Origin of the sequence: Sulfurovum sp. XGS-02, assembly GCF_023213175.1 — a bacterium.
GTDB lineage: Bacteria > Campylobacterota > Campylobacteria > Campylobacterales > Sulfurovaceae > Sulfurovum.
Window position 1 is genome coordinate 1084100 of the sequence record NZ_CP093312.1, and the last position, 14306, is coordinate 1098405.

16 protein-coding genes and 1 tRNA gene are annotated in these 14306 nt (G+C 41.0%); 7 read left to right on the forward strand and 10 right to left on the reverse strand.

All coding sequences use genetic code 11. From position 1 onward, the window contains the following. The first annotated feature begins 26 nt into the window (after nucleotides 1-26). Nucleotides 27-812 (forward strand): 4,5-DOPA dioxygenase extradiol, encoded by a 786-nt coding sequence (gene ygiD / locus MN086_RS05465; RefSeq protein WP_248577052.1) that lies wholly within the window; start codon nucleotides 27-29, stop codon nucleotides 810-812. A gap of 27 nt (nucleotides 813-839) precedes the next feature. Here ygiD and MN086_RS05470 read toward each other — a convergent pair whose 3' ends face one another. Then, nucleotides 840-2120 carry a nitrate/nitrite transporter gene (locus MN086_RS05470; RefSeq protein ID WP_248577053.1) on the reverse strand — a complete coding sequence of 427 codons (1281 nt, stop codon included), beginning with the start codon at nucleotides 2118-2120 and terminating at the stop codon, nucleotides 840-842. Between the two features lie 160 nt (nucleotides 2121-2280). On the opposite strand from MN086_RS05470, the gene MN086_RS05475 reads away from it, so the two are divergent. After that, entirely contained in the window at nucleotides 2281-2709 is a 429-nt protein-coding gene (locus tag MN086_RS05475; RefSeq protein WP_248577054.1) for a rhodanese-like domain-containing protein, read from the forward strand. 61 nt (nucleotides 2710-2770) lie between these two features. Here MN086_RS05475 and MN086_RS05480 read toward each other — a convergent pair whose 3' ends face one another. Together MN086_RS05480 and katG are read right to left on the reverse strand one after the other, a co-directional pair. Further along, a complete protein-coding gene (locus MN086_RS05480; RefSeq protein ID WP_248577055.1) occupies nucleotides 2771-2959 on the reverse strand; it encodes a hypothetical protein in 189 nt (62 codons plus the stop codon). A gap of 125 nt (nucleotides 2960-3084) precedes the next feature. Then, nucleotides 3085-5262, reverse strand: a complete 2178-nt coding sequence (gene katG, locus MN086_RS05485) for a catalase/peroxidase HPI (protein WP_256465871.1) — start codon at nucleotides 5260-5262, stop codon at nucleotides 3085-3087. Between the two features lie 513 nt (nucleotides 5263-5775). Between katG and MN086_RS05490 the strand changes: the two genes are divergently transcribed. The 3 genes from MN086_RS05490 to MN086_RS05500 all read left to right on the forward strand — a co-directional run bounded on the left by MN086_RS05490 (nucleotide 5776) and on the right by MN086_RS05500 (nucleotide 6407). After that, complete coding sequence (locus MN086_RS05490; RefSeq protein WP_248577056.1) at nucleotides 5776-5994, forward strand: cold-shock protein; 219 nt, start codon at nucleotides 5776-5778, stop codon at nucleotides 5992-5994. Between the two features lie 145 nt (nucleotides 5995-6139). Beyond that, nucleotides 6140-6216 (forward strand) — tRNA-Met (locus MN086_RS05495). Between the two features lie 23 nt (nucleotides 6217-6239). Further along, entirely contained in the window at nucleotides 6240-6407 is a 168-nt protein-coding gene (locus MN086_RS05500) for a hypothetical protein (protein ID WP_248577057.1), read from the forward strand. A gap of 252 nt (nucleotides 6408-6659) precedes the next feature. Here MN086_RS05500 and MN086_RS05505 read toward each other — a convergent pair whose 3' ends face one another. Continuing rightward, entirely contained in the window at nucleotides 6660-7802 is a 1143-nt protein-coding gene (locus tag MN086_RS05505) for an SO_0444 family Cu/Zn efflux transporter (RefSeq protein ID WP_248577058.1), read from the reverse strand. A gap of 27 nt (nucleotides 7803-7829) precedes the next feature. Then, the gene (locus tag MN086_RS05510) at nucleotides 7830-8249 is read right to left on the reverse strand and encodes a cytochrome c (RefSeq protein ID WP_256465872.1); all 420 of its coding nucleotides are present in this window, start codon (nucleotides 8247-8249) and stop codon (nucleotides 7830-7832) included. A gap of 93 nt (nucleotides 8250-8342) precedes the next feature. Here MN086_RS05510 and MN086_RS05515 point away from each other — a divergent pair, with 93 nt between their 5' ends. Both MN086_RS05515 and MN086_RS05520 read left to right on the forward strand, forming a co-directional pair. After that, nucleotides 8343-8648: a helix-turn-helix transcriptional regulator gene (locus MN086_RS05515; protein ID WP_248577060.1), complete on the forward strand. Its 306-nt coding sequence runs from the start codon at nucleotides 8343-8345 to the stop codon at nucleotides 8646-8648. A 9-nt stretch (nucleotides 8649-8657) separates the two neighbouring features. Further along, a complete protein-coding gene (locus MN086_RS05520) occupies nucleotides 8658-9029 on the forward strand; it encodes a YkvA family protein (protein WP_248577061.1) in 372 nt (123 codons plus the stop codon). Nucleotides 9030-9280: 251 nt separating this feature from the next. Here MN086_RS05520 and murU read toward each other — a convergent pair whose 3' ends face one another. From murU to MN086_RS05545, 5 genes are read right to left on the reverse strand one after another with little or no spacing between them, the layout of a single operon-like run. Then, the gene (gene murU / locus MN086_RS05525) at nucleotides 9281-9949 is read right to left on the reverse strand and encodes an N-acetylmuramate alpha-1-phosphate uridylyltransferase MurU (RefSeq protein ID WP_248577062.1); all 669 of its coding nucleotides are present in this window, start codon (nucleotides 9947-9949) and stop codon (nucleotides 9281-9283) included. A gap of 57 nt (nucleotides 9950-10006) precedes the next feature. Beyond that, complete coding sequence (locus tag MN086_RS05530; RefSeq protein ID WP_248577063.1) at nucleotides 10007-10987, reverse strand: aminoglycoside phosphotransferase family protein; 981 nt, start codon at nucleotides 10985-10987, stop codon at nucleotides 10007-10009. After that, on the reverse strand, nucleotides 10980-12053 hold the full coding sequence (locus MN086_RS05535) for an anhydro-N-acetylmuramic acid kinase (RefSeq protein WP_248577064.1): 1074 nt from the start codon (nucleotides 12051-12053) through the stop codon (nucleotides 10980-10982). Before MN086_RS05535 ends, MN086_RS05530 begins: the two co-directional genes overlap by 8 nt. Next, entirely contained in the window at nucleotides 12046-13572 is a 1527-nt protein-coding gene (locus MN086_RS05540; protein WP_248577065.1) for a sodium:solute symporter, read from the reverse strand. The genes MN086_RS05535 and MN086_RS05540 overlap by 8 nt, the downstream gene beginning before the upstream one ends. Beyond that, complete coding sequence (locus MN086_RS05545; RefSeq protein ID WP_248575019.1) at nucleotides 13572-14285, reverse strand: N-acetylmuramoyl-L-alanine amidase; 714 nt, start codon at nucleotides 14283-14285, stop codon at nucleotides 13572-13574. The genes MN086_RS05540 and MN086_RS05545 overlap by 1 nt, the downstream gene beginning before the upstream one ends. Nucleotides 14286-14306: the final 21 nt, after the last annotated feature.

Below are 14306 nucleotides of genomic sequence, written 5' to 3' on the forward strand. Positions count from 1 at the left end.
TCGCTTTAACACTAGGAGGTGTAACAATGCCACTTGCTGCAAAGGAAACAAAAAGAGCTCCCGCTTTTTTTGTGGGCCATGGTAACCCTATGAATGCCATAGAGAACAATGCTTTCACAAGATCACTTAGAAATTTGGGAAAAGAAATACAAAGGCCAAAAGCTGTTTTAGTGATCTCCGCACATTGGACTGTACCCTACACTGCAATTAGCCTTCATCAAAGAGATACCCTTTTGTATGATATGTATGGGTTTCCAGATGCCTTGTATCAAATAACATACCCTGCACCAAACGCTGATTTTTTAGTTTCTGATCTCCAAAAACTGTTACCTGATCTGCATGTAGAAGAGAGAGACCTGGACCATGGGGTATGGAGTGTTTTGGTACACCTGTTCCCTGATGCAGACATTCCTGTCATGCAGCTGTCCATCAACACTACATTCTCCATGCAGGAACATTTTAAACTGGGCCGAACGATCAGAAGACTTCGTGAACATGGTGTGATGATCATTGGGAGCGGAAATGTGACACATAATCTTAGAGATATGCGCGCACTAGCAGATGCACCTGTAGTTCCCTGGGCCAAAGAGTTTGATGATTTTGTGAAACATGCCATCATACAAAAAGAGTATGATGCACTCATACACTTTGAAGAGAGACAGCGTTATGCCAAACATGCTCATCCTACGACCGAGCACTATATTCCACTGCTCTATATTGCCGGAAGTGCTTATGAGGATGACAAGAGTCGATCAACCTATGAAAAGATCGAGCATGGCACTCTAAGTATGCGTAACTGGCTGCTGACATAAATATGCAAAGAAGAAGGCCATGTAGGTTTAGATAATGCCTCCTGATTTGGCACCCCATGTAGTTCGCCATCTGGTCTTCACTAAACTGAGTCCTGCCATAGCGACCATGACATTTGCGGCGATGAACATAAACCCTATCGTATAATCCCCAAACATCAGTGTAGATGCTCCGAGTGTCACTAAAATACCTACTCCTCCAAGAGCACCGGCTGCTCCAATGAGACCAGTCATGATACCTATATCTTTGGAAAATCTCTGTGGCACCAGTTGAAACAGAGCACCATTCGCCATACCAAGATTTGCCATAATCAGTAACATAACAACAATTGCAAACCAAAATGACAAGCCTATAAATGCATTTATAAAGATAAGTGCTGTAACACTTGAAAAATAAATATAAAGTGACTTGATTCCTCCCACTTTATCAGCGATAGCTCCGCCTACAGGTCTAAGCAGTGCACCGGCCATAATACAAAATGCCGCAAAATAACCCGCGACCACATGTATGTTCCCCTCTCCCAATACATCTAAACCAAACAGTGCCATCTCATCAGCATACATTGCCATAAGATAGACCTTCATATACATGGCAAATCCTACAAAAACGCCAAAGCTTACGGCATAAAAGAGGTTGAACCACCATGTATCCCTGTCCTTTAAGAGTCTTACATAGTCAGAGAGGTTCTTTGGTCTTGGGACATAGACCTCTTTGGGTGCATCTTTTGCCATGAGAACATAGATGATAAAAACGAGCAAAGAGAGAACGGCCGCTACAAAAAACACCGATTTCCATCCCCAGATCTCAGCGATCTTCGGGGCAAAAAGGAAACCAAGTACCACACCCAGATTTCCTATACCCGCGATACCGAGCACAACACCCTGCAATCTTGGTGGATACCATTGCCCTGCCTGAGGTAAAGCCACGGCAAAGGATGCTCCTGCAAAACCAAGCCCTACACCGACGAACAACAACTCCTCATAAGAGATATGCTCCCCGAATGATGTCACATAGAACAAGGTCAATATAACAACAGCCTGTGCCACCAAAGCCGTCTTTTTCGCACCGATCTTACCCACAAAAAATCCAAGTACCACACGCAGTAAGGATCCCACAAGTATGGGCACTGAAAGCAGTGTCGCTGTTTCAGATGATGTCATCAAAAATCCATAATTGGCCAAACTATCCGTGATCTCTGTTGCAAGTGGCGCAAGTATCGTCCAGACCATAAAACTAAAATCAAAATACAAAAATGCTGCAAACAAAGTAGAGGGGCTCCCTTCCCCCTTTAAACGTTTAATACCTATCATTCATACTCCTTGAGGACAAGATAAACAGTATAGTAAAGTATACATAAAAATGATACGAAGAAGTGGGATGGTGTGATTAAATATTATACATGCTTATGTTTATACAGCATACCCATATTGGATATACTTTAAGAGGAAGTTTTAGAGGAAAGGAGCCCATATGCGAATCACACGACTTATCATTTTTTTCATTTCTACGATGATACTTTACTGGATCGCAATGGCAGGCTTATTTATTTCTTTTGCTTACTCTAAAGGCTGGATCCTTGCAGATTTTGAGTTTATCAATGCCAAACAGGCTATCGTACGTTTAGCTGATGACAGTAACATTACACTGCTGGATGTAAGGACAGTAAAAGAGTATGAAGAAAAACACCTGAAAAACGCTATCAATATACCGGTTCAAGAACTTGACAATAGTCTAAATAGACTGGAGAAAATGAAATCCAAACCTATTATGGTCTATTGCCGGTCAGGGAGCAGAAGTATCAAAGCATCGCGTATTTTAGAAAAAAATGGATTTACACCACTGAATGTTGAAGGCGGTATCATAGAGCTGATACGTAACGATGCAGAGATAGTACGGTGATCTGTCTGTGATGAAAAATACTCCTGATCTTCATATAAACAGAGAAAGGAGTCATTACTGACTAAGCCTTATTCTGGCCCTCCTCTTCATCATATACACTGAAGATCGGTGTAAATCCCATAAGTTGTAGTTTTCTATCGAGCATTTTTGCATCAAAACCATTCATTCTTACAAATGACAATAATTTTACTTGTTGTTCTCTACTCAATCCTGCGAGCTCCAGCTCAAACTCAATCTCTTCTAAAGTCATTATATATCCTTATAAAATCTGCCATACGTACCGATGGTTTTCCACAGATCTCAGTATTTTTGAGGATTGTACCATGCAATACTTAGATTTATAATATCTCGATACGTCCATCATTCATATCACAACTACATGTCCAGATCGAAACGATCCAGATTCATCACTTTGCTCCATGAAGCTATGAAGTCATGGATGAAACATTCCTCAGCATCCAAACTGCCGTAGACTTCAGCCAGTGCACGCAGCTGGGAATTTGACCCAAAGATCAGGTCGACGCGTGTTGCACTCCATTTGGGCTCACCTGTTACACGATCACTTCCTTCAAAAATATCCTTATCATCTGAATCTGCCTTCCATACAGTACCCATATCAAGCAGATTGATAAAAAAATCGTTCGTAAGTACCTCAGGACGCTCGGTAAAGACACCATGTTGCAGTTGATCAACATTGGTATTCAACACACGCATACCGCCAATAAGCACCGTCATCTCAGGTGCGGTGAGTGTCAGTAATTGCGCCCTATCCACAAGCAGCTCTTCAGCCGAGACAGAGAATTTTGTCTTCAAATAGTTACGGAAACCATCTGCGACGGGTTCGAGCACTTCAAAAGCCTTCACATCGGTCTGTTCCTTCAATGCATCCATTCGGCCGGGTATAAATGGCACCGTCACATCATGACCGGCACGCTTCGCCGCCTCTTCAATACCTGCAGAACCTGCAAGTATGATCAGATCAGCGAGTGAAACCTTCTTGTTACCGGACTGGGTGTCATTGAACTCCTTCCGAATATCTTCGAGAATAGCAAGCACTTTGGAAAGTTGATCCGGCTGGTTCACCTCCCAGTCTTTCTGCGGTGCCAGACGGATACGTCCACCGTTCCCACCGCCGCGTTTATCAGAACCACGGAAAGTAGAAGCAGATGCCCAGGCAGTTGATACAAGTTCTGAGACAGAGAGACCGGAGTCAAGCACTTTGGTCTTAAGCAGGGCCATATCTGACTCATCGATCAGTGCATGATCCACAGCAGGAATGGGGTCTTGCCATATAAGGTCTTCATCAGGCACTTCAGGACCAAGATATCGTGTCTTCGGTCCCATATCACGATGGGTCAGCTTGAACCATGCACGGGCATATGCCTCTTGAAACGCAGCAGGGTTTTCTAAAAAATGTCGTGAGATCTTTTCGTACACAGGGTCAAAGCGAAGAGAGAGGTCAGTGGTTAGCATGGTTGGCCGATGACGTTTTGATGGGTCCTGTGCATCAGGTATCGTTTCGGCAGCGTCTATTGCCCTCCACTGATGCGCACCCGCAGGGCTCTTCGTCAACTCCCATTCATATCCAAAAAGATTCTCTAAGAAGTTGCTGCTCCATTTCGTCGGAGTGGAACTCCAGGTCACTTCCAGTCCACTACCGATCGTATCTGTACCTTTCCCTGTACCGTAACTGCTGCTCCAGCCCAGTCCCTGCTCCTCGATCCCTGCTGCTTCAGGCTCAGGACCCACATGGGCTGCATCACCGGCCCCGTGGCATTTTCCAAAAGTGTGACCGCCGGCTATCAGGGCAACAGTCTCTTCATCGTTCATTGCCATTCTGGCAAAGGTCTCACGTATATCATTTGCTGCTGCTATCGGATCAGGGTTGCCGTTAGGACCTTCGGGGTTCACATAGATCAATCCCATTTGAACGGCTGCAAGAGGATTCTCAAGTTCCTCATGATCACCGGAGTAACGTTTGTCATCCAACCACGTATCTTCCATACCCCAGTAAATATCCTTTTCGGGCTCCCAAATGTCTTCACGACCACCCCCGAAACCGAAGATCTTGAAACCCATTGATTCCATCGCAACGTTACCTGCCAGTATCATCAGGTCAGCCCAGGAGATCTTCTGTCCGTACTTTTGCTTCACAGGCCAGATCAGTCTGCGGGCTTTATCTAAGTGAATATTATCAGGCCAGCTGTTCAGCGGTGCAAAGCGCTGGTTTCCACTTCCTCCTCCACCCCGACCGTCACCACTACGGTAGGTACCGGCACTATGCCATGCCATACGAATGAACAGTGGACCATAGTGACCAAAGTCAGCCGGCCACCACTCCTGAGACTCGGTCATGACTCCCAGAAGATCTTTTTTGACGGCTTCAAGGTCAAGAGTTTTGAATGCTTCAGCATAGTTGAAATCATTGCCCATAGGATTGGATAGAGATGAGTGTTGGTGCAGAATATCGAGTTTGAGTTGGTTAGGCCACCAATCCTGGTTCGACATACCGCCACCCGAAGTGTGTTGTATAAATTTTTTGTTATCAAACATGGCATGCTCCTTTTAGAAGTAAAAGTTTGATTGAAAGATGCCATGAGAGACATCTAAACCATTGTAAAATGAGTAAATATATTCACGTTTAAAGTGCTCCTCTATGTATATTTAACAATTATATTAAAATTATTTAAAAATATAATAAAAAATTAATTTATATGGTGCATTATCTTACGGTCAGCTGTATCTGGATTAAGTGCTTTACAAATACTTGATTTGTAATACTGAGTAGTCCATTTAAAACCTTATAAAGTTATATATTTTATAAGGTTTTGTCTTTAATAACAAAAAATATGTAAAGAAAGGGCTTTTATAATATAGTGTATAAGGCCTTGCTATTATTAAATGATTTGGCTATAATGGGTTTATCAAAGATGATTTAGAGTTTCATCTTAGGCTAGATTCTTATTGCTTACTTACAATTTACAGTATTATCCTTCCAAAAGAACACTCCGTATTATATTTTGAATATTTCAATAATGAAATGTATAAACAAACAAAGGAATTGCAATGGCAACTCAAGTAAATGGAACAGTAAAATGGTTCAACAGTGAAAAAGGTTTCGGTTTTATCGAACAAGAAAATGGCGGAAATGATGTATTTGTACACTATCGTCAAATTAATAGTAACGGTTATGGCCGTGTCTCTCTTAATGAAGGTCAAAAAGTGACTTTTGAGATCGGTGAAGGTCAAAAAGGACCACAGGCTGAGAACGTTACTGGTCTTTAAGACCATCAATGGACAGAGAAGTCTGTCCATTGTTTAGATAACTTTCGTTGAAAAAATATTTATTCTTAGTTAAGTTTATATATTCTTTACTTGTTACAACCTTCTGTTTTTTGGGATTTGTCCAATTTACACATTCTTATATTATCGCGGAATAGAGCAGTTCGGTAGCTCGTTGGGCTCATAACCCAAAGGTCGATGGTTCAAATCCATCTTCCGCAACCAATTAAATAAAAAAAGGAAAAAATATGTCAATAAACACAATAAATATATCTAAAATATTTAAACTAAATACATTGATTAGACTTTTAAGTAACAATGAACCATTTGATGTTGCCTGTTCAAAATCAGGATTAACAATAAGTGATGCCAAACAACTTTTAGATCATAATAATCTAATAAAACAACAGCACTAAATAAATAATAATACAGCTATTTTTTAACTTTCATTACAGCCACATTTATACATAACTTCTTTTTAATGCCCTATATAAATTTGGTTGAGATTTTACCATACCATGTTTTTTCATTAAATTATATTATTCCTTATATGTAAAACCTAAAACTTATAATCTAACATAGAATATATCGGGGAAGAACTCCTCATAAAGTTATATTTTATAAGGTTTTAATACGTTCAGAATTTTAGTTCACTTCAGTTTATAATGTCAGGAACAACAAGATCCACCACTGCATTCACTTTTTTTGAAATATGGTTTAAATAAAAAGTACAGTACAAATCCCCATAAAATCAAACTACTTAGAATAGAGATAAGACCGAAATCTTCATCCATATGGATTAATGACCGAGGATTGATATTTGAAATGTCAAAGATGTAATCCAAGCCCATACCAAATAGCATACTTCCGATGATAATACTGCCAAGGTAGATATAAAGTGATCGAGTTCCAAGCATTTTCTTAACAACACCAATCGTCACTGTATTTGTAGCAGGTCCGGCAGAAAGGAAGACAAAGGCTGCCCCAGCACTTACTCCAGAGAGCATGAGTCCAGCAGCTATGGGTAAGGAAGCCGTTGCGCACACATACATAGGAACAGCGATTGCGATAACGATAAGATAGCTTAGCCAAGAGTAATCTTTAAGTAGCTGGGCAATATTGTCCGGTATTGATACGGTAATGAGCGCACCAACGATCAGCCCCAAAAAGAGAGGTTTTGCTATATCTCCTAAAAGTGTAATAAAAGCATATTTCATAGCTGACATAACAGAGAACTTTTTGTTCTCTTCACAAGAACTACCGCAACATGATCCTGTTCCCGTACCACATGACTCTTCGTGAGGTGTATTTAGAGAAAAAGTAGCGGCTGTTTTTGATGGTGCAAAGGTAGAAAAAGATGGTGTGGCACTTTTAACACTTTGGGTGCCTGTTGTAGCATCTTTGTCAAAGATATTCGTTAGTATCCCTGCAAACATTGCAATAATCATAGAAGTAACGACACGGTAAAGCGTAAATATCCATCCGAAAATACCATAGGTAGCCATGATCGAGTCTACACCTGTGATAGGGGTAGAGATAAGAAATGAGAGTGTTGAGCCTTTGGAAGCGCCAGATTTTTTAATAGAGGTTGCAAGAGGAATTACACCACAGGAGCAAACAGGAAGAGGAATACCAAAAACGGTCGATTTGACCACTGAAGTGACATTGTCTTTTCCTAGATGTTTTGTCACAATGCTGTCGGGGACTACCTCGTGGAGTATACCTGCAAAAATAAGTCCAAACAAAATATAAGGAGCCATAGCATTACTTAAATCGATCAATGCAGTAAAAAAAACTTCTAACCATTCCATCTAAATACCTTAATTTAAAAAAACTCTCTACTTGGCAGAGTTACGCGTATTACACATTTGCCCACCCATTGATCTGTCCCACATATCATCAAAACTATCAAATATCCAATTTGCAACAGCATCACGTTCTTCTTCGGATAAGTTTTTACCAATAGCAGGCATTACACCAAAACGCTTATAGGCCATAGGCATACAAAAGCCTTTTTTCTGACTTGGGTTTTGAATGTAATCTTTTACAAAAGTCAAAAATGCTTCTTTTGAACCTGTCATCTTTTTCAAACGCATAGATACCATCTGCATAGTTGGGGCTTTCATATCTTGCATTGGTCCTTCACCCATCATTCCATTTCGTGCATGGCATGACATACAATGTTTTTCGAAAACTGACTCCCCACTTGAAGCGAATAAGCTGACGGATAATATGAACAGAAGTCCTAACTTTTTCATTTGCTGCCTTTCTAAGATAGAATTATGATAAAATCATATAACATTTTATTTATATAAATGAATTGTTATATGTTTTAACTTAAAAGGAGTTAAATGGAGAAGCTATTACAAATCTCTAAAGCTTTTAGTGATCTCAATCGAATCAAAATTACAGCTTTAATACAAAGAGAACATGATCTGTGTGTTTGTGAAATTTGTGATACTCTTGATCTCTCCCAACCACTGGTATCCCGTCATCTTAAACAATTAAAAGAAGCAGGCATTTTACAGAGTCATCAAGAGGGTAAATGGATCATCTATGCAATTACCGAGCAGCCTTCTCATCTACTTATGAACTATTTAGAAGAAATAAAAAAAGTAGAACTACCACCTAAATTAGTAGCTTGTATTAAAAAATAAGGATTATACTTGATTGAGAAACTAAAAAATTGGGCTAATGACTTGAAGTACTATTTGTATGCCCTCTATTTAGCATATCATCACAAAGATGTTCCAATAATTGCAAAAATAATAGCAATAATAGTGGTTACATATGCTCTTAGTCCTATAGATTTGATTCCTGATTTTATCCCTATCATTGGATATTTGGATGATTTTCTATTATTGCCGCTCGGAATAGTATTGGCCATAAAACTGATACCAGAGGATATTTGGAGTGATTGTAAAAACAAAGCCCATCACTCAACTCTAAAATCTCTACCTCGCTCTAAAACTGCTGCTTTTGTTGTAATCATTATATGGATTGTAATAGCAATTTTACTTTTTCGCATGTTCTACTAAACTTATCAGTTTAATAATTTATTGGTTATGAGACAAGAACTAAATAGTTTATTTGTAAAACCTTATAATCTACATATTTTATAAGGTTATTCGCTATAGCGACGTTTGCAGGCCATAATTTTGTACATTTCAATGGAAAACCTTATAAAATATTCCGATATAGACTATATTATAAGGTTTTCTATCATATCTTTTGTCTATAAATTTATAGCATATTTTATTGGGTATTAATAGTTTTAATCGAATGAATATCAATACCTATTCATCAACTGTGCATTCAAGAGTTCGAGTCTCTCTGGAGTCCCTATATCAAGCCATTCACCCTCATAGAGTTCTCCTGTCACTTTCCCCTCTTTCATCGCTGCTCTAAGTAAGGGAGCCAATGCAGATTTACCATAGGGGACCCCTTCAAATAGCTTTGGTGAGTAGTAACCTATACCTGAGAAGGTATATTGGCTGTTGTCAATTACTTTGTTACCATCTAAAGCAAAATCCCCTTCAGGGTTATGTTCCGGGTTGGGTACAAGGACCAAATGAGCTAGAATGCCCTCTGCGAGCTTTCTATGGTCTTGAAAATCATAATCTGTCCATATGTCTCCATTGACAACTAAAAAAGGTTCATCTCCTAGAAGTGGCAGGGCTTTTATGATGCCCCCTGCACTCTCAAGTCCACCCTCTTCCTGTTCGTCCGAGTAGGAAATGTTTACGCCCCACTCTGAACCATCACCAAGTGTTTGGGGAAACTGGTACCCTAAATGTGCAATATTGATGACTATATCAGTGAAACCGTCATGTGCCAGACGTTCCAGATGCCATACTATAAGAGGTATACCCCCTACTTTAAGCAAGGGTTTTGGTGTGGTGTCGGTCAGCGGACTCATTCTTGTTCCCAATCCTGCAGCAAGTATCATACATTTCATGACATAGTATCCTTTTTTATAATATTAGCCCTCACTATCTGTTCAGCAGTAAGATCATTAAAAGATCCTCATCGTTATAGGGGCATCTTTGAACTCACCATATTGGGACTTCAAGAGAGCGATCAATCCGTCCAGTTCCGGGTACTTTTGACCCACTTCCAAGATATACTTCAAGGTTTGAGGAATATCCTGCAAGTAGTTCTTTTTTCCGTCTCTTAGTGCCAGTCTTGAAAAGATACCGAGTATCTTGATGTGACGCTGCAGGCCTGTAAAATCAAACCATCGTATAAATGTCTCATCATCTACATCCAACCCTTTTAACTCTTTAAAGAGCAGGATCAGTCTGCGCAACTCTCTTCTATCCAGTTTCACGTAGGCATCCCGAAGCAATGAAACCAGATCATAGGTCAAAGCCCCCTCTCTTGCATCTTGAAAGTCTATGACTACGATCTCCTCATTGCTGTCCAACATCAAGTTGCGTGCGTGGTAGTCTCTATGTACAAAAATACCTTGCGGCTGACTCAATACCTCTTTGGCAATCAGCGCAAAACTCTCCAAAAGCATACGTCCTTCCAGGCATTCAAGTGTCGTACCCAGATAGGCTTTAAGATACCACTCTGTCATAAGATTCATCTCTTCGAGCAAAAAACTCTCATCATAGGGTTTTAACCCTTTGGGAGAAGCAGTTTGTAGCTGAACCAGCGTTTCTATTGCTTTGTCATAATAGGGTCTTGCATCCACACCTTCCACACATTTATCCAACAGATGGGTAGAGCCTATATCTTCCAAAAAGACAAAACCTTTTTCAAGATCATAAGACTTTATGATCGGTATACGTACGTTGGCATCCGTGAGTCTTTGAGCTACATCCATAAAGCTTGGCAGACTCTCTTTCACCGAAGAAGCATCCATCAGAATGCCTTCTTCATTATTTGTTAGACGGTAGTAGCTTCTAGCGCTTGCATCACCATGTAGACTTTGAAGTTCCGGATCTTTTATATCTAACAACTCTAGCCAATCCTTTAACTCTTTATGCATATATCCCTCCTAGAACTGCATTGTCACTTGCACCCGTGACATCCTTTAAATTGACTTTTTCATGATGCACACGTTTGTACGCAAGCCATGCAAAGGTCATTGATTCTATCTGGTCTGCGTTAGCAGAGATAGCTACTTCTACATTCGGCATCAATGCTTTGATCCGCTCAACAAGAAATGTATTCTTTGCACCGCCACCGCAAAGCAAAGTAATGTCTGGGTTGAACTTCAAAATCTCATTACTGATACTCATAGCAGTGAGTTCTAAAAGTGTTCTCTGTACATCTTCAGGGTTATGTGTATGCCCTGAAAGATACTCTTGTAACCATACTTTATTGAATTTTTCTCTACCTGTACTTTTGGGATAAGGCTCTTGAAAAAAATGATCTGACATCATTTTATCTAAAAGCGTATAGTCCACAGCTCCTGTTCTGGCCCACTCACCATTTTCATCATATGACTTTCCCTGATGTTCAGCTATCCACATGTCCAAAAGTACATTCCCACAACCGGTATCATACCCTATAAGGTTGTCACCTAAGACTGTTATATTTGCCATACCGCCGATATTTACAACCGAAACGGATGACTTAATATTACTAAATATAAATTCATGGAATGCCGGTGCGAAAGGTGCACCCTGTCCACCTAATGCTACATCTTTACGTCTGAAGTCTGCTACCACAGGTATACCTGTTCTTGCCGTCAGTATATTGGGGTCACCAAGCTGCATAGAGAAAGGATACTCCCCTGTTGGCGCATGCCATAAAGTCTGCCCGTGTGAACCGATAGCCTTGATACTGCTTGCATCGATGTTCTCACGTATCAGCAATGCACCTACAGCCTGTGTAAAAAGCAGACCCAGACGATGGTCTAATGTCCCTAAAGCTTCTAAGGTATTTTTACCCTCTATCATCGTTAAGATATCTGATTTTAGCTCCAATGGAATCGGATACTCCAGAGCACTCAAAAGGGTACACTCCGTAGCATCTATTTCACACAGCACCACATCTACACCATCCAGTGATGTCCCGGACATAATACCAATATAACGTTCTTTAGCCATGCTTTTTTTCCTTTGCTGTCATCATGATACCAAAAGAAACCACAGTTCCTATAAGGATCTGCCATGAAAATCCGAGTTTGAGATCAAGCATTGTTGCCAGTGTATCTCCCAGAACATAGGGCTGAAGCAAAAGTACGCTCATAAATCCGCCCAGCAGTGCCAGCGGTACAGACGCCGCACTCCCACGTTTAGTGAAAATAGCTGCACCATAGACACCTAAAAGGCCGGTATAGGCAAAAGCCATCACACCCAGTGCAAAACTGAGCAGCGGTAGTTCTGTATAGCGCTGCCAGTAGTAAGAGACCATGGCCATGACTGAGAGTGCAACGGCAAAGAAAAGTACAGCATTACGCCCTGCCTTGACAAAATGGATCTCGTCGACATCCGATCTCTTTTGTTTCCAGGGTTTGTAGAGGTCTTCTATAGCTACGGAGGACATGGCCCCCAGAACAGAGTTGGAACTTGACAAGGCAGCAGCCACAGCCCCCACGGTCACAAGTCCCCTCATCCCCTCTGGCATCTCATGCAGAATGTAGTACATAAAGATCGTGATCTTTTCTCCATCGAACTTTTGTACCACTTCTTTGTTCAGACCCGAAAATTCAGGATGCTGGTAAAAAAGATAGAGAAGCAGACCGATCATTAGAAAAAGCAATGCGACAGGAATGGTCAGATAGATACTCATCATGAGTGAATTTTGGGCTTCTTTGGTACTTTTACAGGTCAACGCTCTTTGTGTCATGTCCTGGTCAAGGCCATAGGCAGCGATATTCAGTAGCAGCCAGCCACCCAACAAGGCCCAGACAGAAAAACCGCCGGAGATCGACCAGTCAAGCAACTTGAGTTTGTTATCGTTCTGCAGGGTAGATACCATGGTAGAAAGATCAGTATGCATACTCACGTAAAGGTAGATGAGTATTGCGATCCCGGCTCCAATGTAGGTAAACGCTTGGATGATGTCAGAAAAGATGATCGATTTTACTCCACCAAAGTATGCATAGGCCAATGCACCCAGCATCAACAGTGAGATAGATATAGCGACATGTGTAGGCGTAATATCTAAAAAAAGTATCATAGAGATGGCCAATGCACCGATGTAGAGCCTTGCACCAGAAGCAAAGAGTCGTCCTACAAGGAACATGATACCCGCTTCTCTTTTTGCATTCTCGCCGTAACGCTTTTCAAGCAGTTCATAGACCGTCACTGCTCTGATCGCATAAAAACGGGGGATCAGTACTTTAGCGACAAAAAAGACTGCCAGAAAAGCGGAAAAATAGAACCCTATAAATGTCAGATCTTTCCCATATGAGTACTCAGGACCGCCAAGAAAGGTAGCCGCTGACTGTGAGGTAGCCAGTACAGACATCGCTGCAGCAAACATTGGGACAGAGTTTCCCCCTACAAAATAGTCACGAGTGGATTTGACCTTTACACGGCTTAAAAGTACTGAAGAAAGTGTTAATACTAAAAAATATGCAAAAAATATCCCCCAGTCAAGAGTACTGAATGAAGAGTTCATCATTCCCCTTTAGGCGGTGCTTTGAGATCGAGGTATTTCACACCATTTCTAATGTCTGACATAAACTTTTCTCCCGGGTCGGACTTTACGGTTCTATACCCTTTGTCTTTTTCCAGCCATAAGGATGTACGTTCCATCTCCTGGTACTCATGGTGTCCTATAAGATACTCGATCGCAGGATATTTGGCTTTGAGGTATAAGACGAGGTCAATGTTCGCCTGTCGCTGTGCAGGGGTGAGATCATCTATCTTGTTTCCCTTTCCGCCGATATTCTCAATACCGATACTTGAGTAGTTCAGTCCTATCACATGACGGGCCATCCAATTTTCCGGCATTAAGCGGTAAATGGTCCCGTCACGTGCCACCATAAATTGAGAGGATACATTCAAGGCTGACGCTTTCACAATGTCTTTTCGGTCAGAAAGGAGTTTCTCCGGCTGCAAGCGTTTAAAAGATTTGTCAAAATCCAACTCCGCTGTCCAGTGCAGTACAATGATCTTTGGAGTGATCTCGATGTTTTCTACATTCATGCCGTAATGAGACTTGATATACGCTTTGGTCATAGCAATACGATCAGGCCCGAAATCGATAGGTTTATCGATGATCCGGAGTGGTTGTATAGGTTTTGTGCTACAGACTGCAGGTTTTGCTTCTTCTTTTCCGCATGCGGTCAAAGAGAAAAGTGCAAGAGAGAGTAATAAAAGTCTTATCATAAAATAAATCCTCACTTCCAA

Coding starts and splice junctions, on each gene's coding strand:
- MN086_RS05490 (WP_248577056.1), top strand. CDS start 5,776: ATGGCAACTCAAGTAAATGGAACAGTAAAATGGTTCAACAGTGAAAAA.
- MN086_RS05530 (WP_248577063.1), bottom strand. CDS start 10,987: ATGCATAAAGAGTTAAAGGATTGGCTAGAGTTGTTAGATATAAAAGAT.
- MN086_RS05480 (WP_248577055.1), bottom strand. CDS start 2,959: ATGACTTTAGAAGAGATTGAGTTTGAGCTGGAGCTCGCAGGATTGAGT.
- murU (WP_248577062.1), bottom strand. CDS start 9,949: ATGAAATGTATGATACTTGCTGCAGGATTGGGAACAAGAATGAGTCCG.
- ygiD (WP_248577052.1), top strand. CDS start 27: ATGCCACTTGCTGCAAAGGAAACAAAAAGAGCTCCCGCTTTTTTTGTG.
- MN086_RS05510 (WP_256465872.1), bottom strand. CDS start 8,249: ATGAAAAAGTTAGGACTTCTGTTCATATTATCCGTCAGCTTATTCGCT.
- MN086_RS05475 (WP_248577054.1), top strand. CDS start 2,281: ATGCGAATCACACGACTTATCATTTTTTTCATTTCTACGATGATACTT.
- MN086_RS05500 (WP_248577057.1), top strand. CDS start 6,240: ATGTCAATAAACACAATAAATATATCTAAAATATTTAAACTAAATACA.
- MN086_RS05535 (WP_248577064.1), bottom strand. CDS start 12,053: ATGGCTAAAGAACGTTATATTGGTATTATGTCCGGGACATCACTGGAT.
- MN086_RS05545 (WP_248575019.1), bottom strand. CDS start 14,285: ATGATAAGACTTTTATTACTCTCTCTTGCACTTTTCTCTTTGACCGCA.
- MN086_RS05505 (WP_248577058.1), bottom strand. CDS start 7,802: ATGGAATGGTTAGAAGTTTTTTTTACTGCATTGATCGATTTAAGTAAT.
- MN086_RS05515 (WP_248577060.1), top strand. CDS start 8,343: ATGGAGAAGCTATTACAAATCTCTAAAGCTTTTAGTGATCTCAATCGA.
- MN086_RS05540 (WP_248577065.1), bottom strand. CDS start 13,572: ATGAACTCTTCATTCAGTACTCTTGACTGGGGGATATTTTTTGCATAT.
- katG (WP_256465871.1), bottom strand. CDS start 5,262: ATGTTTGATAACAAAAAATTTATACAACACACTTCGGGTGGCGGTATG.
- MN086_RS05470 (WP_248577053.1), bottom strand. CDS start 2,120: ATGATAGGTATTAAACGTTTAAAGGGGGAAGGGAGCCCCTCTACTTTG.